Origin of the sequence: Blautia sp. AF32-4BH (assembly GCF_003460565.1) — a bacterium.
Classification (GTDB): Bacteria; Bacillota; Clostridia; order Lachnospirales; family Lachnospiraceae; genus Fusicatenibacter; species Fusicatenibacter saccharivorans.
This window is the reverse complement of sequence record NZ_QTVL01000012.1, coordinates 64838-86041: the sequence shown is the minus strand read 5'-3', so window position 1 is coordinate 86041 and position 21204 is coordinate 64838. Positions and strand designations below refer to the sequence as shown.

General features: G+C 48.8%; 19 protein-coding genes. All 19 read left to right on the top strand.

The window, feature by feature from the left end; genetic code table 11:
- Positions 1–38: 38 nt before the first annotated feature.
- Positions 39–1904: a sensor histidine kinase gene (locus tag DWZ44_RS13900; RefSeq protein WP_117805091.1), complete on the top strand. Its 1866-nt coding sequence runs from the start codon at positions 39–41 to the stop codon at positions 1902–1904.
- A complete protein-coding gene (locus DWZ44_RS13895) occupies positions 1876–3324 on the top strand; it encodes a response regulator (protein WP_117805090.1) in 1449 nt (482 codons plus the stop codon). Before DWZ44_RS13900 ends, DWZ44_RS13895 begins: the two co-directional genes overlap by 29 nt.
- Positions 3317–5074 (top strand): ABC transporter ATP-binding protein, encoded by a 1758-nt coding sequence (locus tag DWZ44_RS13890; protein WP_117510327.1) that lies wholly within the window; start codon positions 3317–3319, stop codon positions 5072–5074. The genes DWZ44_RS13895 and DWZ44_RS13890 overlap by 8 nt, the downstream gene beginning before the upstream one ends.
- A 115-nt stretch (positions 5075–5189) precedes the next feature.
- On the top strand, positions 5190–5459 hold the full coding sequence (locus DWZ44_RS13885; RefSeq protein ID WP_243002104.1) for a spore coat associated protein CotJA: 270 nt from the start codon (positions 5190–5192) through the stop codon (positions 5457–5459).
- Positions 5456–5737: a spore coat protein CotJB gene (locus DWZ44_RS13880; RefSeq protein WP_022462706.1), complete on the top strand. Its 282-nt coding sequence runs from the start codon at positions 5456–5458 to the stop codon at positions 5735–5737. The genes DWZ44_RS13885 and DWZ44_RS13880 overlap by 4 nt, the downstream gene beginning before the upstream one ends.
- A gap of 3 nt (positions 5738–5740) precedes the next feature.
- A complete protein-coding gene (locus DWZ44_RS13875) occupies positions 5741–6394 on the top strand; it encodes a manganese catalase family protein (RefSeq protein WP_055218834.1) in 654 nt (217 codons plus the stop codon).
- Between the two features lie 165 nt (positions 6395–6559).
- Complete coding sequence (locus tag DWZ44_RS13870) at positions 6560–6850, top strand: phage holin family protein (RefSeq protein WP_117510326.1); 291 nt, start codon at positions 6560–6562, stop codon at positions 6848–6850.
- Positions 6851–6910: 60 nt separating this feature from the next.
- Positions 6911–8023 carry an N-acetylmuramoyl-L-alanine amidase gene (locus DWZ44_RS13865; protein WP_117510346.1) on the top strand — a complete coding sequence of 371 codons (1113 nt, stop codon included), beginning with the start codon at positions 6911–6913 and terminating at the stop codon, positions 8021–8023.
- Between the two features lie 186 nt (positions 8024–8209).
- Positions 8210–10057, top strand: coding sequence for a glycerophosphodiester phosphodiesterase (locus DWZ44_RS13860; RefSeq protein ID WP_055228402.1), 1848 nt, complete (start codon positions 8210–8212; stop codon positions 10055–10057).
- A gap of 30 nt (positions 10058–10087) precedes the next feature.
- Complete coding sequence (locus tag DWZ44_RS13855; protein ID WP_022462711.1) at positions 10088–11320, top strand: FtsW/RodA/SpoVE family cell cycle protein; 1233 nt, start codon at positions 10088–10090, stop codon at positions 11318–11320.
- A 95-nt stretch (positions 11321–11415) separates the two neighbouring features.
- The gene (gene acpP, locus DWZ44_RS13850; RefSeq protein WP_022462712.1) at positions 11416–11649 is read left to right on the top strand and encodes an acyl carrier protein; all 234 of its coding nucleotides are present in this window, start codon (positions 11416–11418) and stop codon (positions 11647–11649) included.
- 142 nt (positions 11650–11791) lie between these two features.
- The gene (gene gltX, locus DWZ44_RS13845) at positions 11792–13243 is read left to right on the top strand and encodes a glutamate--tRNA ligase (RefSeq protein ID WP_022462713.1); all 1452 of its coding nucleotides are present in this window, start codon (positions 11792–11794) and stop codon (positions 13241–13243) included.
- Positions 13240–15060, top strand: coding sequence for an ATP-dependent helicase (locus tag DWZ44_RS13840; protein ID WP_117761783.1), 1821 nt, complete (start codon positions 13240–13242; stop codon positions 15058–15060). The genes gltX and DWZ44_RS13840 overlap by 4 nt, the downstream gene beginning before the upstream one ends.
- A 150-nt stretch (positions 15061–15210) precedes the next feature.
- Positions 15211–16203, top strand: coding sequence for a 2-hydroxyacid dehydrogenase (locus DWZ44_RS13835; RefSeq protein ID WP_117805089.1), 993 nt, complete (start codon positions 15211–15213; stop codon positions 16201–16203).
- A 163-nt stretch (positions 16204–16366) separates the two neighbouring features.
- Entirely contained in the window at positions 16367–16726 is a 360-nt protein-coding gene (locus tag DWZ44_RS13830) for a zf-HC2 domain-containing protein (protein WP_022462716.1), read from the top strand.
- Complete coding sequence (gene polA / locus DWZ44_RS13825) at positions 16723–19398, top strand: DNA polymerase I (RefSeq protein WP_117805088.1); 2676 nt, start codon at positions 16723–16725, stop codon at positions 19396–19398. Before DWZ44_RS13830 ends, polA begins: the two co-directional genes overlap by 4 nt.
- A 34-nt stretch (positions 19399–19432) precedes the next feature.
- Positions 19433–20032 (top strand): dephospho-CoA kinase, encoded by a 600-nt coding sequence (coaE, locus tag DWZ44_RS13820; RefSeq protein ID WP_117510320.1) that lies wholly within the window; start codon positions 19433–19435, stop codon positions 20030–20032.
- Positions 20019–20816 carry an MBL fold metallo-hydrolase gene (locus DWZ44_RS13815; protein WP_117805087.1) on the top strand — a complete coding sequence of 266 codons (798 nt, stop codon included), beginning with the start codon at positions 20019–20021 and terminating at the stop codon, positions 20814–20816. Before coaE ends, DWZ44_RS13815 begins: the two co-directional genes overlap by 14 nt.
- Positions 20817–20915: 99 nt before the next feature.
- On the top strand, positions 20916–21188 hold the full coding sequence (locus DWZ44_RS13810) for an ACT domain-containing protein (protein ID WP_022462719.1): 273 nt from the start codon (positions 20916–20918) through the stop codon (positions 21186–21188).
- Positions 21189–21204 lie beyond the last annotated feature (16 nt).

The following is a 21204-nucleotide window of genomic DNA, read 5'->3' as shown; positions in this document are numbered from 1 at the left end:
AAGGTTACAGAACCGAAAAGAAAACTGGGGGATGAAAAATGCGAAACTGGTTTCGCGGACTGAAACTGAACGAAAAATTTACCGTAACAACGTTGATCTTTATTTTTATTCCGCTTTTTGGCATGATGTGCTTTGGGTTTAGGAGTATCAAAAAGAATGCCATAGATCATGGGGTAAATGAAGCAGTAACAGCAATAGATCTTACCTGTGCGGAGGTGAATGCAAAAGCGAATGCCTGCTCAATGGTTGTAGATACGCTGCAGGAGTATGAACCACTGGAAAAATATCTTCTTCATCTCAGGAGGGGAGAGGAGATCTCGGAGAGCTATTATCAGCAATTTCGGAACAACAGCATCAGCATAATCGATAAAATGCAGGAGGCAATGCCGGATCTGTACCAGATCCATATTTTTGCCATGGCAGATGGTTTTCTGGAGCAGCAGCCGATCCTGTACCAGAAGGAAAAGATGAAAAACTGCGCCTGGTACCGAAGCTATCAGGGCGGAGGACAGTGGTTTTTTGACATACAGGAAAAAAATATTATCTCCGGTACAAAAAAAGAAGGTTCCCATTTGATGACTTATGTACGGGAGCTGCGGGATCAAAGCGGAGGAAGGCTTGGCGTGATCGAGGTATCCATGCGTATGGCAGACATATTTCCTGAAATCTATCGATCCGGTGACAGCAGCTGGGCCTGTTTTGTTGATGAAAATTGGAATTTATATGACTGCGGGAAGACAGCGGCAGCCTGCAAATGGCAGTCCTATCGGGGGCTGATTCTGTTCCGGGCAGGAATCCGTGACAAAAAAGAGAGTCAGCAGAGCGCGGTGATTGACCGGAAAAACGTTGCAATTGTGCTTCGGAAAGTCGATAAACTCAATGGAATGTTTGTAACATTGACCAATTTGGATGATGCAACCGGAAACATGATCAAACAGCAGCAGAGAATGCTGCTTGAATTTGCCGGCTTCGGACTGCTTCTGATTGTGGTGGTCAATCTGATTGTGCGTGGCCTGCTGAAGGAGTTTTATGACGTCCTGGGTGAGATGCGTCAGATTGACAATGGAACAACAAAGATAAAGGTTTGTTACAGCGCAGAAGAGATGCGGGAAATGAGCTATGGTATCAACGGAATGCTGGAGAGAATTCAGAAACAGAACGAGGAAAGCATCAAAAGGGAGGCAGCGCTGAAAGATACGGCAATCCGGGCAATGCAGAACCAGATTAACGCTCATTTTATTTATAATGTTCTGGAATCCATCAAGATGATGGCTGAGATTAAGGAAGAATATACGATTTCCGATGCAGTGACAGCACTTGGCGAAATGCTGCACTACAATATGCGCTGGAATAAATTCCTGGTAACCGTTCAGGATGAGATGAATTATATTCAGAACTATGTGGAACTGATGAATCTGCGGTATGATTTCACAATAACACTGTCCGTTCAGATGCCGGAAAATTTATATCGGCAGGATATCCCGAAGATGTCTCTTCAGCCGATTGTGGAAAATGCAATTACACATGGAATTGAGGAGCTGGATGCAGACGCTGTCATTGAAATCAAAGGAATAGAGCATGAAAAGAGCTTTGAGATTGAAATCACAGATTCCGGAACAGGCATGTCAGAAAAGCAGCTTGCAATTCTGAGACGTAAACTAAGAATGCGCCTGAATTCAGATACACAGCCGAAACATGGAATCGGGCTTCGGAATGTACAGGACAGAATCCACATTCAATTTGGAACAGAGTATGGGCTGTCGGTCTATACAAAAGAGCATTGCTATACGAAGGTGAGTATTCATCTTCCCATCACGAGGGGGAAATATTCTCTGATGGATCAAGAGGGTGACGAGAAAGAGGAAGAAAAAGAAAATGAATACACTGCTGGTTGTAGAAGATGAAAAATTAATTCGACAGGGAATCGTGGCGATGATCCGGCGAAGCAGCGTGCCGGTGGAGGAGATTCTGGAGTGTCGAAACGGAGAAGAGGCATTGGAGATTTTGAGAAAACAGAGGGTGGACGTCATGTTCACTGATATCCGTATGCCCAAAATGGATGGTCTGACACTGGTCAACAAAATGGAGGAGTTGTCACAGAAACCTGTTGTTATTGTTTTAAGCGGCTATGATGAATTTTCCTATGCGGTTGAAATGATGAAGCATGGAGTTCGGGACTATATTTTAAAACCGATCAAGCGGGAGACGATAGAACAGCTTCTGGAAAATCTGGAACGAGAGCTTTCGGAGACCCGGGAAACGGAAGAAGAGGAAGAACGGTGCTTTTTAAATCAGCTCCGTTATCTGATGATGAATGCAGAAATGGCCGAAGAAAACGAATGGATGGATATGGAAAGCAGGATCCGGCGATACATCGGAAACGACAGCTTCCGGATCCTGCTGACCAGCAAGGCAAATGGGGAACGGTTTTCGAAATGCAGCGGAATTCTGCTGGAAGGCGTAGAAGGAGGAGTTCTGTATCTTCTGCCGGAACCGGAGGCAGAGCGGATCATGAAAGAAAAAGATGAGAGATTTTGTCTCGGAGTGGGAAAAGAACATCGTTCTGTGATGGAAATTCCAGAGGCATACCAGGAAGCACTGCTGGCCCGGGAAATGGCATTTATACAGAAAAATCCTGTGGAAGAATATCAGAAAAAATGTTTTGAGGAAAAGCCGGAACTGGCACAGTTTCAGGAAAAATTTATTCTGCAGGTGCCAACGGACCGGGCAGATACTGTGCTGCGAAAAATGCGGAACTGGTATTTTGAGGCAGCACATCAGAGGGTTTCCCCCTATCAGCTTCTGGCAGTAACAGAAGCAATCTGTAAAGAGCTGGATCTTTTTCATCGAGTGGCGGAAAAACAGGAAAAATGTCCGCGCCCTCTGCAGTACCGTGATGCAGATCTGTTTCTGGATGCGTTTGAAAAATGGATACACGTTTACAGGGAAAGCCTGAAAAGTCAGACAGCCGGAAAAGAAAAAATGGAAGAGGCAATTTCATATATTCGGGAAAATTATGCAAAAGATCTGAATATGGCAATGGTATCTAACCATATTTGTATGAATTATTCGCTGTTTTCAGCAGCGTTTAAAGAACATACCGGTGTGAATTTTGTGAACTATCTGAAGGAGATCCGCATTGCGGAGGCAAAGCGTCTGTTGATTCAAACAGAAGATAAAATTACGGAAATTGCCAAACAGGTTGGATTTGAAAATGATAAGCATTTCATGAAATCATTTAAAACGGCATGCGGCGTATCACCGTCTGAGTTCCGAAAAGATTACAAAATGGTTTCCAACGGAAAGGGAGGACAGGATGAGTAAAGAAAAAGAAACCGGAAAAGAGAAGAGAAGAATCCGCCAGCTGGCGCGGTATTACATTCCATATAAGGGATTGTTTTTTACCGACATGTTTTTTGCAATGCTTGGAGCAGCCATTACACTGGTGATTCCACTGATTGTACGGTATATTACGAGTACGGTTGTGGAAAAGCCGCTGGAGCAGGCAACGGGTGAGATTATCCGCCTCGGTATTCTGATGATTGCTATGGTTCTGGTTGAAATGTACTGTAACTTTTATATTGCCTATTACGGCCATGTGATGGGGGCGCGGATTGAGCATGATATGCGGAACGAGATCTTCGGCCATTATCAGAAGCTTTCGTTTGCTTTTTTCGACAACCAGAAGGTCGGCCATCTGTTGTCGCGCATCACAAGCGATCTGTTCGATATCAGTGAGCTTTTACATCATGGGCCGGAGGATATTGTCATTTCGTTTATCAAACTGATCGGTGCGATGATCATCCTGTTTGTGGTAAATCCGATGCTGGCATGTGTGCCGCTTGTGGTTATTGTGGTGATGCTGCTGTTTGCGTTAGTGATGAACAGCCGCATGAAGAGTGCATTTAAGGAAAACCGCCGCAGAATTGCGGATATCAACAGTCAGATTGAGGACAGTCTTTCGGGGATCCGTGTTGTCAAATCGTTTGGAAATGAGACAGAAGAGATGCGTAAGTTCAATGCGGGAAATGACCGTTTTGTCGATTCGAAGAAGGTCAGCTACCGCTATATGGGAATTTACAATTCGGGAATGGGAGCCTTTTCGACGCTGATTACCGTTATTTCGCTGATTGTCGGCGCATTGCTGATGACAGGCGGGAAGCTTGGGGCGGCGGATCTGGTTACCTTTCTTCTGTACATCAATAACTGCACAGATCCGGTGAAAAAGCTGGTGAACTTTACGGAGCAGTTCCAGAATGGTTATTCCGGTTATGAACGTTTCCTGGAAATTATGAGCATCGCACCGGACATCCAGGACAAGCCGGATGCACTGCCACTGAAGAATGTGCAGGGAGAAGTAACCTTTGAAAACGTTTCGTTCCATTATGAGGAGTCGAAGGAGAATGTGTTAAGCAATGTGAATCTGCATGTCCCGGCAGGAGACTATGTAGCGCTGGTGGGAAGCTCTGGCGCCGGAAAGACGACGCTCTGTTCTCTGATTCCGCGTTTTTACGATGTGACAGAAGGAAGGATTCTACTGGATGGAAAGGATATCCGCGATGTGAAATTGAAGGATCTGCGCGATGAAATCGGTATTGTGCAGCAGGATGTGTACCTGTTTGCGGGAACGATCATCGACAACATCCGCTATGGCAGACCGGATGCGACCGACGAGGAGGTCATCCGCGCAGCGAAAGCGGCCAATGCACATGAATTTATCATGGAGCTGGCGGACGGCTACGACACCGATATCGGCCAGCGCGGCGTAAAACTTTCCGGTGGCCAGAAACAACGGCTTTCCATCGCCCGCGTATTCCTCAAAAACCCGCCGATCCTGATTTTCGACGAGGCAACCTCAGCGCTCGACAACGAAAGCGAAAAAGTCGTCCAGAAATCTTTGGAACTTCTGGCGAAAGACAGGACAACCTTCGTGATTGCGCACCGGCTGTCCACAATCCGGAATGCAAAGCGGATTCTGGTGCTGACGGAGAATGGAATTGCGGAGGAAGGCACACATAAGGAACTGCTCGCGAAAGGCGGGATTTATGCGCATTTGTATGAGATGCAGTTTTGATGAAAATTTCATTAGTATGACAGAAAGGCAGCGGAAGAGAAACCGCTGCCTTTTTTGACACTTTCTTATTTTCTTCATACTCTATAAAGAACAGAAAATGAAAGAGGAACATGGTATGGATTCATCCCGTATGAATCGCGGCTGCTGCGGTGCGAACAATATGCAGAACCGCCGCGCCGCTTCAAACAATATGGAACTGAAGATGGAACCAAGGAATTTCCCGCGGAAAATGCAGCATGTAGATCATATGATACCTGCAATGGCGTACGTTCCGATGCAGCGGTTTGAACAGATCTATGATCTTTCCGCTGCATTAAAAAAGGGAACCTTATTCCCGGAACTCTGTAAACCATTCTGTGGAAAGGGAGGAGGACAGTGCCTATGATGCCGCAGATGCCATCCCGCGAAAAGCTGCTCGCCTGGATTGATCAGGTCAGCTTTGCTGTTGTTGAAATGAACCTTTACCTCGACACCCACCCGGAGGATGAAGATGCACTTGCCTTTTTCCGGGAAAAAGTGGAGCTTCGAAAAGAAGCACTGAAACAGTACGCCGAACAGTACGGCCCGCTCACGATCGATACCGCCAACGACCGCATGAGCCGTTCTTTCGAATGGGTTATGCAGCCATGGCCGTGGGAAGTCAACCGGAAAGGAGGGTGCTGACGGATGTGGAATTATGAAAAACGCCTCGAGTATCCTGTAAACATTACGACACCAAACCCCAAAATCGCCCAAATTATCATGAGTCAGTATGGTGGCCCGGATGGAGAGATGGGCGCATCCATGCGGTATCTCTCTCAGCGTTTCACAGCACCGAACCGAATTGTAGCGGGGGTGTTGAATGATGTTGGTACCGAGGAATTAGCTCATCTCGAAATGGTATCCACGATCGTTCATCAGCTTACCTGTAATCTTTCGCTGGAAGAAATTCAGAATTCCGGTTTTGCTAATTACTATGTAGACCACACAGCCGGAATCTGGCCACAGGCGGCTGGCGGAGTTCCGTTTAATTCTTGTGAGTTCCAGTCGAAAGGTGATCCTTTGACAGATTTGTTCGAAGACCTCGCTGCGGAGCAGAAAGCCCGGTCAACGTATGATAACATCCTTCGTTTGGTAAAAGATCCTGAAGTTGCAGATCCGATTCGTTTCCTGCGGGCACGTGAGGTTGTGCATTTCCAACGTTTTGGTGAAGCGCTGCGTTCTGTACAGGACGAATTGAATTCGAAGAACTTTTATGCGTTTAATCCGTCGTTTGATGCAAAGACTTTCTGTGCGGCACCGCAGCCAGGGGCAGGTCAGGGGAATTGCTGCACAAGATAGTAAATTAAAAATCAAAGAACAGCACATCACTGGAAAATCCCATCTGAAAAACAGGTGGGATTTTTTGGATTTACAGTAAGAAATTCTTATCCAGTCGTAAATCATTATCCCATCATAATATAGAAAAAAGACTTTCAAAAACAGAACAGTCAGAAAGGATGTTCCATGGAAGCAATGAATTATGTAAAGCCCGAACTCATCGTCGTTGCGTTCGTGCTGTATTTTTTCGGTGTTGCTTTGCGGCAGTCGCAGGCGGTGAAGAATAAGTACATTCCGCTGATCTTAGGCGGCATCAGCATGGTGCTGTGTGCGGTTTGGGTGATGGCGACGAGTGAGATTGAGACGGCGAAGGAGGGGGCGATGGCGGTTTTTACGGCGGTCACGCAGGGGATTCTGGTGGCGGGGCTGAGCAATTATGTGAATCAGATTATCAAGCAGATCCATAAGCCGGAGTGAACGGCGCTTCAAAAAATCTGTGTTATGCCGGGCAGTCTGAACCATCAGAAAGGGGAGAATATGAAAATTGATCGGTCGTATCTTGGAAATCAGAATACGTATGCGGAAAACAATCCCAAATGTATCGTAGTCCACAACACCGACAACTTCGCAGCAGGTGCCGATGCGCGGGCACATGCGAGAGCACAGCATGACGGGAATTTCCAGAACATTTCCGCACACTATTACGTCGATGACGGTGACACAGCCTACCAGGCGGCACCGCACAGCCGGGGGTGCTGGCATGTCGGCATTAATTACGGCGGAAAAAATCTGTTTCAGCAGTACGGCAACAAGAACAGCATCGGCGTGGAGATGTGTGTGCAGGCCGGGTATAATTATGAAAAAGCATTTGAGAATACTGCGGCACTGGTGCGGGAGATCATGCGGGAGACGGGGATTCCGCTGGAAAGAGTCTATCGTCATTATGACATCTGCAGCAAATACTGTCCGAGCCAGATCATGAACCGCGGTGACTGGGACCGCATGAAGCGGATGATCGGAAGCGGTGCAGGGAGCACAGGAACGGGAACAGCAGGCAGCGGAACAGGAAAAACGTATGCGCCCGGGATCTATCAGGTGCAGACAGCGGCCCTCAACATCCGTCAGGCACCGGATGCGGACAGCAGGATTGCCGGAACGATCCGGGATCAGGGAAGCTACACGGTGACGGAAATCCAGAACACAAGCTGGGGACGGCTTCTCTCAGGGGCAGGCTGGGTCAACTGCCATACAGCGTATTGCCGTTATGCCGGTCCCGCAAAAGAAAAATCGGCAGAGACAGCAAAGTCATCCGGAAAGACAGTCGCAGAGGACGGAATCTGGGGCGAAAATCTGACGCGCCGTCTGCAGGAACTTTTCGGCACACCGCAGGATGGAAAAATCAGCAATCAGCTGGCCGTCAACCGGAAATTCTGTGATGGCATCACAGCCGCCGAGTGGGACAGTACGCCAAAAGGCGGATCGGCCCTTGTAAAAGAAATGCAGAAATGGGCATCGGCCGGCATGGACGGCTATATCGGTCCGCAGACAATCCTCGCCTGGCAGAAAAAACTCGGTACGCCGATCGACGGCACAGTAAGCAGCCCATCCGCCATGGTAAAAAAACTGCAGAAGTGGTGCAACCAGAAATAGAAAAAAGAATACTCAAAGACCCGGTTTTGTGTTATACTGGAAGATAGTTTAAAATGAACAGAAAGAAAAGAGCTTCAAAAAAGACTCGAAGTGTCAAATGTAAAATACAAAAGAGAAAAAATAAAGGTAATTTTTGCATACAGATTCATCGGGGGAATTGCGGCTGACAGGAGAGAACAACAGCAGATGAGAAAAAAGGCAGTAAAAAATGCAGGAATGATACGAATTTATCTGAATATGGCATGGAAACTTTTGCAGAAAAACCTGCTTAGCATCGTGATATTTGAGACGGTCTACCGCCTGTTTTCCAGCCAGCTGGTTTCAAGACTCGCCAATGCGGCGATCAACTTTTCCTTAAAACAGCTGGGAACGAGTTATATGACATCGGAAAACTTCAACAAGATCATGCTGCATCCGCTGACCCTTCTGCTGATTTTTGGAATTCTGCTTGTTTTCTTTTTCTGTATGCTGTTTGAAATCTATGCTGTCATGGCGGCTCTGGAGGCCTCCTGGAAACGAAAACGGATTTCCGTTCCTGTCATGATGCTTGCCGGCGGAAGAGGAGCTGCACAGTTTGTGCGTGCCCGCCCATGGACCTGGTTTTTCTACATGGCAGCGAGCTTCCCGTACCTTTGGCTGCACAGCAGCTACAGCGCCATCCGCAGTATGAAACTGCTTCAGGTTTCCCTGACGAAGATTTTCAATGCCTTCCCGGCATACTGGATCCCGGTGGTGCTGACGATTCTGCTTGTCGCGTTCTCGTTTGTGTTTTCCTACACCATCCCGTTCCGGTGCATGATGACGGAAAAAGAGAAAAATACCCATCTGCGGGTGCGCCAGACACTGGAAAAACGCGTGCTGCGTGAGCTTGGCATCAACGTCTTTTTCCAGGTGATGATTTTTCTGATTACGTGGGTTTTGTATCTGATTTTCGGAACGGCTGTCGTTGCCTATGCAAAGCTGGTGAAAACGCCGTCTACCGTTGTCAGTACCGTCATCGTCTACGGTGACTGGGTCAAATCGACGATGAGCCTGATCGGCGGAGCGTTCGGCCTTGTCGGAAGCATTACGTATCTGTATCTGATTTTTATCCGTTCCTCCCGAAAGGGCTACCAGAAGAGCCGGACAACGAAAAAGCCGAGCTCGAAGCTGGTACGCACCTTCTGCGGTCCGGTAACGGCGGTGGTTCTCACGATCGCCATGCTGGCGGGAGAAACGGTTTATCTTGTATATGCCATGCGCGCAACACGTGCAGAGGCAACGGCTTCCTCCCAGTATATTTCGGTGTCAGCGCACCGGGGCGGAGCCAGAAAAGCACCGGAAAATACGATGAGCGCGATCAAATATGCAGTGGACAGCATGTCGGATTACGCGGAGATCGATGTACAGGAGACGAGTGATGGTGAGATTGTCCTTATGCACGACACAAATCTGAAGCGGACAACCGGTCTGAATGCCAGCATCTGGACCCTGACCTACGATGAAATCAGCCAGCTCGATGCCGGTGTACGATTCAACAAAAAATTCCGCGGCGAGCAGATTCCGAAGCTGGAAGAAGTCATCGCGTACGCGAAAGGAAAAATCAACCTGAATATTGAAGTAAAATACAACGGCCACAACCAGAATATTGTCAAAAAAGTGGTGAAAATCATCGAGGACAATGACTTTGTGGATCAGTGTGTGCTGACTTCCATGAACTACAATTTCCTCAGGCAGGCAAAGAAAATCAATCCGGATATCAAGACCGGGTATACGATGAAAATGTCGTACGGAGGCCTGGAGGATATGGACGCGGCGGACTTCTTTTCTGTAAAATATACGTACATCACCGAAAGCTTTGTAGAGCATGCGCACAGTCTTGGTAAAGAAGTCTGTGCCTGGACGCTGAATTATCAGGGAGATATGCAGCGGATGGTCAACTGCGGCGTGGACAACATTATCACGGACGATCCGGAGCTGGTGCGTAAGGTTATCCTCGGAACGACCGACCGAAATCCGGGCTTTGTCAGCCTGCTTGGCTATGCACTGAAATAAATGGAGTAAAACAATGGAGGTGGAAACTTCATGGCAGAGAAAGTAAACATGCCATCCCAGAAGAAAGAAAAGAAGAAAAAGAGGAAGAAAAAACTTCCTTCGGATTTTTATGATTATAACCTGCTGGCCTGCACTATTTTGCTGGTCAGCTTCGGACTGATTATGCTGTACAGCGCGAGTGCCTACGAGGCGGCCAGTACATTCAAGGGAAATGATATGTATTATTTCACGCATCAGGCGGGGCTTTCTGCTATTGTTCTGGTGGGGATTGTGATATTGTCGAAGTTTGTAGATTATCATAGTGTATGGTTCCAGCGGATTGCAGCACTGGTATACTGGGGAAGTCTCCTTCTGATGGCGGCGGTAAGGTTTACGCCGCTTGGTTATGAAGCCTACGGGGCGAGAAGATGGCTCCGGATCGGCGGTGGCAGTCTTCAGCCTGCGGAGATTGGAAAGCTGGGGCTGATTCTGTATTTGCCATACATTATCCTGAAGATGGGAAAAAATATGCGTACCATCCGCGCAAAAGCAATTGTCCTCGGACTTGGCGTGCTGCAGGCGCTGGCTGCGTGGATTCTGACGGACAACCTGAGTACCGCCATTATTCTGGGACTCATCGCCTGCGTCATTTTGTTTCTGGCGGACCCGGAGGTAAAATTTTATGCGCGTGTGATTCCGGGCGCGGCGGTAATTGGCGTTTTTGCGATTATCATTTTAAAAAATAATCTGCAGATCTTTGAAAGAATAGGCGGTGACTTCCGGTCGAACCGTATCTATGAATGGCTTTCCGGAGGCAGCTATCAGATTCTGCAGGGACTTTATGCGATTGGCTCCGGTGGATTTCTCGGAAAAGGACTTGGCAACAGTACGCAGAAGATTACAACAATTCCGGAAGCACAGAACGATATGATCTTCTCGATCATCTGCGAGGAGCTTGGAATATTTGGCGCGCTTCTTGTATTGCTGCTGTTTGGCTACCTGCTGTACCGTCTGTTTGTGGTTGCACAGAATGCACCGGACGCGTATGGAATGCTGATGGTGAGCGGCGTTTTTGCACATATTTCCATTCAGGTTATTCTGAACCTGTGCGTTGTTCTGAAACTGATGCCGGCAACGGGAATTACCCTTCCATTTATCAGTTACGGAGGAACATCGGTGCTCTTTATCCTGACGGAAATCGGCATTGCCCTGTGCGTCTCCCGCTTTATTGTGTTCCAGGATGGAAAGAGCGGAGAAGGAGAGGCACAGGCGGAAGAACAGTAAAAGTAGAAAAATCTATTGACAAATGCCGGAATAACAGATACACTTTTTTCGAAAGAAATACTGGCTGCCGGGTAGAGGCAGGAAGGAGCAGAATAATGTTAGAAAAGATAAAAGAAATTTTAGTAGAACAGCTCAACTGTGATGCAGACAGCATCAACGAAGATACCTCTTTTAAAGATGACCTGGGTGCAGATTCCCTGGATCTCTACGAGATGGTTATGGCATTAGAAGACGAGTACGGAATTGAAATCGACACCGACGAACTGACAGACCTTTCTACCGTCGGCGACTTTATGGAATATTTGAAACAGCACGGCGTAGAGGTCTGAAAAAGAGCATTGCCGCTGGCAAAAGTGGAAGGATGGTGCAGCTCGGAAGAAACGCCGGGCTGTTTTCCATTCTAAATAAATGGTGGAAGGGAACAGACAAAAGGATTGTTCCAGAAAAACCAGAAATCAGGAGAAAAGAAAAATGAGCAATGTAAAAACAAGATTTGCACCGAGCCCGACAGGCCGGATGCATGTAGGAAATCTGCGTACTGCCCTGTATGCGTATCTGATCGCAAAACACGATGACGGAACCTTTATGCTCCGTATCGAGGATACCGACCAGGAGCGTTTCCAGGAAGGCGCACTTGATATCATCTACCGTACCTTAAAAGAGACCGGCCTGGTACACGACGAGGGACCGGACAAAGACGGCGGCTGCGGCCCGTACGTACAGAGCGAGCGTAATGCAGCAGGTCTGTACCTGAAATACGCAAAACAGCTGGTAGAGCAGGGTGACGCTTATTACTGCTTCTGTGACGCAGAGCGCCTGAGCCAGTGCAAGCGTAACGTAGGCGGAAAAGAAATCTCGATCTACGACAAACACTGCCTTGGTCTTTCCAAAGAGGAAGTAGAGGCCAATCTGGCAGCCGGCAAACCGTACGTCATCCGTTTCAATATGCCGACCGAAGGAACCACAACCTTCCACGATGAGATCTACGGAGACATCACCGTAAACAACGAGGAGCTGGAAGACCTGATCCTGATCAAATCCGACGGATATCCGACCTACAACTTCGCAAACGTCATCGACGACCATCTGATGGGTGTAACCCACGTTGTCCGCGGTAATGAGTATCTGTCCTCATCCCCGAAATACAACCGTATTTACGAGGCATTCGGCTGGGAAGTTCCGGTTTACGTACACTGTCCGCTGATCACCAACGAGGAGCATCAGAAGCTGTCCAAACGCTGCGGCCATTCTTCTTATGAAGACCTGATCGATCAGGGCTTCTTAAAAGATGCCATTGTCAACTTCGTAGCCCTTCTTGGATGGAGCCCGGAAGGAAACCGCGAGATCTATTCTCTCGAGGAGCTGGTAAAAATCTTCGATTACCACCACATCAGCAAATCTCCGGCCGTTTTCGATATGACAAAACTCCGCTGGATGAACGGCGAGTACATGAAGGCAATGGACGACGAGAAGTTCTATGAGATGGCGCTTCCGTATATCCAGAAGACAATCCACCGTCCGCTCGATTTTAAGAAAATTGCAGCCATGGTAAAAACAAGAATCGAAGTATTCCCGGATATTGCAGACCTCATCGACTTCTTCGAGGAAGTTCCGGAATACGACGCTTCGATGTACACTCACAAAAAGATGAAGACAAACGAGGAGACCTCCCTTGCACTTCTTCAGGAAGTAAAACCGCTGCTGGCAGCGCAGGAAGATTTCAGCAATGATGCTCTCTTTGAGATGCTCAGCGCATTCGGAAAAGAAAAAGGATACAAGACCGGTTATATTATGTGGCCGATCCGTACCGCTCTTTCCGGAAAACAGATGACACCGGCCGGCGCAACGGAAATCCTTGAGGTTCTGGGAAAAGAGGAGTCTCTTGCCCGCATCGACAAAGCGATTGAGAAATTATCCAAATGATATATAATGATTCACAAAAAAAAGCGGTGATGCATACCACCGGCCCCATGATGGTCCTTGCCGGACCGGGGTCGGGGAAAACCGCAGTGATTACGGGGCGGACCTGCCAGCTTGTAACGAGCGGCATTTCCGCCTCTCGTATTCTTGTCGTAACATTTACGCGTGCGGCGGCAAAAGAGATGAAGGAGCGGTATTTGAAGGCGATGGGAAAGACGAGTACCCAGGTCACCTTTGGAACGTTCCACGGGATATTCTACGCGATTCTGCGCCATACGTACCGCATGTCCGGCAACAATATTTTAAGCGAGGAAGAGAAAAAGCGGCTGATGCGCGAGCTGGTCAACCACTATGCCAGAGACCTGGAGGAAGAGGATCTCGAGGAAAATCTGGCGCGCGAAATCAGCACTGTGAAGAACAATCAGATCCCGCTGGAACATTACTATTCCGCCTGTATGCCGCAGGAAAAGTTCCGCGAAATCTATGAGGCGTATGAGAAATGGCGGAAGGAGAACAAAAAACTCGATTTCGACGATCTGATGGTGCAGTGCAAACGTCTCTTTCTGGAGCGGCCGGAGGTCCTCCGCGCCTGGCAGCAGAAATTTCAGTATATCCTGATTGACGAGTTTCAGGACATCAGCCCCGTGCAGTATGAGATTGTGCGGATGCTGGCGCTGCCGGAAAATAACCTCTTTATTGTCGGGGATGACGATCAGTCGATTTATCAGTTCCGCGGGGCCAAGCCGGAGATCATGCTGAATTTTCCGAAAGATTACCCGGGCGCGGCGCAGGTAGTGCTCGATAAAAATTACCGTAGTACGGAATTTATCGTGAAGCGGTCCCAATGCCTGATCCACCACAACAAAAAGCGGTATGAAAAGGCGATTTCCACCGACAACGAGAAAGGCGCTCCGGTTGCAATCCGGGGATATAAGAACCCGCGCGAGGAGATGCGTGCCGTTGCCGAGGAGCTGCGGGAGGCGGAGAAAAACGGCTGTCCGTATGAAGAGATGGCGCTTTTGTTCCGCACGAATCTTGGCTGCCGGACAGCAGTAGAGGAACTGATGGAAGCACAGATCCCGTTCCAGATGCGGGATACCCTGCCGGATCTCTATGACCACTGGATTGCGAAAGATCTGCTGACGTATCTGAATCTTGCGATGGGAAGCCGGAAGCGCGGCGAGTTTTTAAAGATTGCCAACCGCCCGAACCGTTATCTGTCGCGGGATGCCTTTGAGGAGGCGACTGTTTCGTTCGATGCACTTCTGGAATATTACGAAGAAAAAGACTGGATGTGCCAGCGGATCCGCAAACTGGAGCAGGATATCACGACACTGACGCATTTATCGCCGTTCGGCGCGGTCAATTACATCCGCTATGCGATCGGCTATGAACAGTATGTGAAGGAATATGCTGCATACCGCCATCTGAAAGAGGATGATCTGATTTCCGTTTTGGACGAGCTGCAGGAGGCGGCAAAGAGCCAGAAAAGCATCGAGGGCTGGTTTGCACATATTGAGGAATACCAGCAGAAGATGAAGGAAAAACAGAAGCAGCGCGCAGAGAGTGCGGAAGGAGTTATGGTTTCCACCCTGCACAGCGTCAAGGGACTCGAGTACGACAAGGTCTATCTTCTTGACGTCAACGAGGGTGTAATGCCGTATCAGAAAGCAGTCCTTGCGGAGGCGATCGAGGAGGAGCGGCGGATGTTCTACGTCGGAATGACGCGCGCCCGGAAAGAGCTGACGCTCTGTTATGTGGAGGAACGGTTTGAAAAGAAAGTCGAGCCGTCCCGGTTCCTGGACGAGGTGATCCAGTAAATTTGTACTGTTGTGAAAGATGTTGAAAATAAATTTACTAATTGATAAAATTTTAACAAATAATACATTGACAAAGTTTTAACAATGAAGTATAGTAATACCTGTAAGCGGGAACAATAAGATGACCGCAAAGCGAGGAGGAAAAACATTATGAAAATTTTATTTTACGATACCCAGAGCTACGACAGAGAATCTTTCGACCGAACCAAAGAGCAGTTTCCAGAAATTGAAGTGGAATATTTAAAAACCGGCCTTGCTGCAAGAACCGCTTCCCTGGCAAAGGGCTACGATGCCGTGTGCGCCTTCGTAAACTCCGATGTCGGAACAAAAACCGTAGAAGCACTGCATGAGGCAGGCGTCAAGCTGATCCTAATGCGCTGCGCAGGCTTCAACAACGTAGATTTAAAGACAGCTGCAAAATACGGCATTGATGTACGCCGTGTACCGGGTTACTCCCCGGAGGCTGTAGCTGAGCATGCGATGACACTGGCCATGACGGTAAACCGCCACATGCACAAAGCATATACGAAAGTAAGAGAAAACGACTTCAGTCTGGGCGGACTGATGGGATTTAACTTCTATCAGAAGACCGCCGGAATCGTCGGAACCGGAAAAATCGGTGCGGCTATGGCAAGAATCTGCCGCGGTTTCGGCATGAAAGTCATTGCTTACGATGTATACCAGAATGAATCCTTAAAAGATTTTGTTACGTACGTAACTCTTGATGAACTGCTGGCACAGAGTGATCTGATCTCCCTGCACTGCCCGCTGATGGACAGCACATACCACATGATCAACCGCGAGAGCATCAAAAAGATGAAAGACGGCGTGATCCTGGTCAATACGTCCCGCGGAGGTCTGGTAAAGACAGACGACCTGATCGAGGGAATCCGTGCAAGAAAATTCTTCGGCGTCGGCCTTGACGTATACGAGGAGGAAACCCCGAACGTATTCGAGGACCGTTCCGATGAGATTCTGGAGCACTCCACCACAGCACGTCTCCTGTCCTTCCCGAACGTTATGATCACTTCACATCAGGGATTCTTCACCGAGGAAGCACTGCGTGCGATTGCAGAGACCACACTGCAGAATGCACTGGATTTCGAGGCAGGAAAAGAGACCCCGAACATTGTCCGTGTATAATGGAAATCCACTAGAAAACAGTTATCTTATAAGAGAACAAGAGACAACCCATTTTCGGCGGGTTGTCTCTTTTAAATTATGAGAAAATAGTGTATGATGGTAGATAGCAGAAAAAACGGCCAGAGGAAAACACTGGCCGGATACAAAAGGAGAGCAGGATTTTATGGACTGTAAAGAAGCAGAAAAATTAATACAGCCATACGTGCAGGGAAATATGCCGGAGAAAGAGATGGAACCGTTTATTTCCCATATCCGGAAATGCCATACATGCCACGAGGAACTGGAGACATATTTTATTGTGAACCGTGCGATGGCATATTTCGAGGATGACGCGCCCGATTCCTACAATCTGACAGGACTTCTGGAACGCGATCTGGAGAAAAAAGAGGAAGAAGCGAGACACCGCCGGTACAAAGATACGTTTTTCCGGGTGCTGATGCTGATTCTCGTTCTGTTTCTGGTGCTCCTGGCTCTGCACTATTTTGAAGTGATAGAATTACCCTGGCTGAAAGGATTATTATGAGTGATAAAATCGTATTACTGGACGGACACAGTATTCTGAACCGGGCTTTTTACGGCGTACCGGATCTGTCCAATGCAGAAGGACTGCACACGAACGCCGTATATGGATTCCTGAATATTCTGTTTAAAATTCTCGATGAGGAGCAGCCGCAGTATCTTGCCGTGGCGTTTGACCTCCATGCACCGACATTCCGCCACAAAATGTATGACCAATACAAGGGAACGAGAAAGCCGATGCCGCAGGAATTGCGCGAACAGGTCCCGGTGATCCAGGAAGTGCTCGCAGCAATGGACATTGAGATTGTCACAAAAGAGGGCTATGAGGCGGATGATATCTTAGGAACGCTCGGCCGCAAATGCGAGGCGGAAGGGATGGAAGTTACGATCGTATCCGGAGACCGCGACCTGCTGCAGCTTGCAACGGACCACATTCTGATCCGGATTCCAAAGACCGTAAAGCGTGTGACGACGATTGAAAATTACCACACGGCAGAGGTGCTGGAAAAATACAGTCTTCTCCCTAAACAGATCATCGATCTGAAAGCGCTGATGGGCGATACCGCAGACAATATCCCGGGTCTGCCGGGTGTCGGCGAGAAAACCGCGACGAAAATCCTGCTGCAGTACGAGACACTGGAAAATGCGCATGCACATTTCGAGGAGATCAAACCGAACAAGGCAAAAGAAGCGATGCGTGATCATTATGATCTGGCGGAATTAAGCAAAAAACTTGCAACGATTGATACCGATGCGCCGGTGGAGCTCGACCGTGAAAAAGCGGCACTCTCGAATTTTTATACACCAAAAGCGTATGAGATGTTCAAACGTCTGGAGTTTAAGAACCTGCTGGGCCGCTTCGAGGAGACGAATGCAGAACCAGAGGATGCCGTCTTTCTGCGCACCGTAACGGATTTTTCCGAGGCGGAAGAACTCTTTGAAACCATCGCGAAGGAGGAGAAGGCAGGAGCCGCTCTTCTGACAGAAGAAACCCCGAAGGACGGACCGATGGCAGATCGGAGCCGTTCACTTGTCGGTATGGCAGTTGCGTATGGAAGCGGAGAGCCGGATGTTGTTTACTTCCCAGCAGAAGGTTTCCTGACCGGAGATTATTTAAAAGAAAAATTGACTGAGCTGCAGAAGCAGATTTCGGTTTTCTGCGTCATGGACGGAAAAGAATTTCTGAAGGATATGCCGGACGCCGATGAAGCCCATCTGTTTGATGCCGGAATTGCCGCGTATTTATTAAATCCATTGAAATCACAGTATTCGTACGATGATATCGTAAAAGAGTACGTACACCGCTATGTGCCGGCAGTGGAAGAGATCTTCGGCGGAAGCAAGATTCCGGCCGCAGGAAAGATGACGCCGGAACAGCAGGAGTCGTATGCAGGTCATCAGGCGTATGCTGTATTTGCCGCACAGGAAAACATGGAAAAGCTGCTGAAGGAGCAGGGCATGTGGGATCTGTACCGGAATGTGGAGATTCCGCTGGTGTTTACGCTCCGTCAGATGGAAGCGGATGGAATCGCCGCAGAAAAAGAAGCACTTTCCGTTTACGGAGCTGAGCTGGCGGAGCGGATCGGAGAGCTGGAGGCACAGATCTACGAGGAGGCCGGCGAGGAGTTCAACATCAATTCCCCGAAGCAGCTCGGCGTGATTCTGTTTGAAAAGCTGCAGCTTCCGGGCGGCAAAAAGACCAAGACGGGTTATTCCACCGCCGCCGATGTGCTCGAAAAGCTCGCACCGGATCACAAACTCGTTGCCGATATTCTGGAGTACCGCCAGCTTGCCAAACTGAAATCGACGTACGCCGACGGTCTGCAGGCCGTGATCGGGAAAGATGGAAGAATCCATTCGACATTTAACCAGACCATCACCGCGACCGGCCGCATCAGCAGTACCGATCCGAATCTGCAGAACATTCCGGTGCGGATGGAGCTTGGCCGTCTGATCCGGAAAGCCTTCGTGCCAAAGCCTGGCTGTGTCTTTCTGGATGCCGACTATTCCCAGATTGAGCTCCGCGTGCTGGCCCATATGTCGGGCGATGAAAACCTGATCGAGGCGTACCGCGAGGCGGAGGATATCCACCGCATGACGGCATCGAAAGTGTTCCATGTGCCGCTTGAAGAGGTAACACCGCTGCAGAGAAGAAATGCGAAGGCGGTCAACTTCGGTATCGTATACGGCATCAGTTCGTTCGGTCTGGGCCAGGATCTCGGCATCAGCCGGAAAGAGGCAGAGGCCTATATCCAGCAGTATTTCGAGACGTATCCGGGTATCCATGAGTTTTTGAACCGCTGCGTAGAGGATGCCAAAGAAAAAGGCTATTCCGTGACGATGTTCGGACGCAGACGGCCGATGCCGGAGCTGAAATCGAGCAACTTTATGCAGCGGTCATTCGGCGAGCGCGTTGCGATGAATGCGCCGATCCAGGGAACGGCGGCGGATATTATTAAAATAGCGATGATCCGCGTGGCGAAACGGCTGAAAGAGGAGCGGTTAAAGACCAGACTTCTTCTTCAGGTACACGATGAGCTGCTGCTGGAAGTGCCGGAAGACGAGCTCGAAAAGGCAGAACAGATCCTGGAAGAGGAGATGACCGGGGCAGCACATCTGGCTGTCAAACTCGAGATTGATATGCACACAGGAAACAACTGGTACGAGGCGAAATAGTGCACTCATACCAGGAGCGAAAGGATACAAAAGAATGAAAGTTTTTGGAATTACAGGCGGCGTGGGCGCCGGAAAAAGCGAAGTGCTCACGTACCTTGGACAGAATTATGATGCAACGGTGATCCAGGCGGACGAGGCAGGTTACCTTGTGATGCTGCCGGGCGGCGAATGCTATGGAGAGATTGTGAAGCTGTTCGGCAGACAGATCACCACAGAGACCGGCGAACTTGACCGGAAACGGATTGCTGAGATCGTTTTTCAGGACGAAGAAAAGTTAAAAGCCCTGAATGCGATCGTTCATCCGGCGGTAAAACGGTATATCAAAAAAGCCATTGCAGCCGCGGAAAAAGCAGGGACGGAATACGTCTTTGTGGAGGCCGCACTCTTAATCGAAGAAAAATATGATGAAATTTGTGATGAACTGTGGTATATTTATGCGGATGAAGAAGTCCGGAAGGAGCGATTGATCGAAGGACGCGGCTATTCCGAGAAGAAAGTACGCGAAATCATGGCAAATCAGCTCTCCGAGGATGAATTCAGCAGCCACTGCGATTTTGAAATCGACAACAGCGGCGATTTTGAGGAAACAAAAAAACAGTTAGACCATAGGATGAAAAAATATGAAACTTTGTAGTATTGCAAGTGGTTCGAGCGGAAACTGCATTTTCGCGGGAAGCGAGACCACAAGCCTTCTGATTGATGCGGGCATCAGCGGAAAGCGCGTGGAGGCGGGACTGGCTGTTCTCGACCGCAGCGCGAAGGAGCTGGACGGCATTCTCGTGACACATGAGCATTCCGATCATATCCAGGGCCTTGGCGTGCTGGCGCGCCGGTATGGTATTCCGATTTACGCAACGGATGGAACAATTCAGGCGATGCAGCAGACGAAGAGCCTTGGAAAGTTTCCGGAGGGGATTTTTCACACGATTCACGCGGATGACACGTTTACACTGGGAGACATCGCCGTACATCCGTTTACGATCTCCCACGATGCGGCAGAGCCGGTCGGCTACCGCATGGAATCCGGCGGGAAATTGATTGCGATTGCGACGGATCTTGGCGTTTACAGCGATTACACGGTTCAGAATCTGACCGGGCTGGATGCCGTTTTGCTAGAGGCAAATCACGACGAGAACATGCTTGCGGTCGGACCGTACCCGTATCCGTTAAAACAGCGGATCGCCGGGGCAAAAGGCCATTTATCGAACCTGGCGGCAGGCCATCTCCTCTGCGAGATTCTGCACGACAATCTGCAGGAAGTGCTGCTCGGCCATCTGAGCAAGGAAAATAATTATGAGGCACTGGCCTTTGAAACCGTGGCCTGCGAGGTCACAACGGGTGATAATCCGTATCACTCGGGTGATTTTCATCTCGCTGTCGCTAAAAGAAGCGAAGTATCACCGTTAATTGAGGTTTAAATATACATTTTTAGAGCTACATACCATGTTTTTCGCAAGGCCGCCATTACCGGTTTTTCCGGGGCTTTGACATAAAACCAGAAAAAGGAGAATGGAAACATGAAGAAGACAATTATCACTGTCGTAGGCAAGGACACCGTGGGCATTATCGCAAAGGTATGTAATTATCTGGCAGAGAACCAGGTAAACATCGAAGACATTTCTCAGACGATTGTGCAGGGATATTTCAACATGATGATGGTAACGGACGTCTCCAAGAGCGAGAAATCCAACGCAGAGCTTGCAAAAGATCTGGAGGAGCTTGGAAGTTCCATCGGCGTTGTCATCCGCTGCCAGCATGAAGATATTTTCAATATGATGCACCGTATCTAAAGCGAAGGAGAAAAAC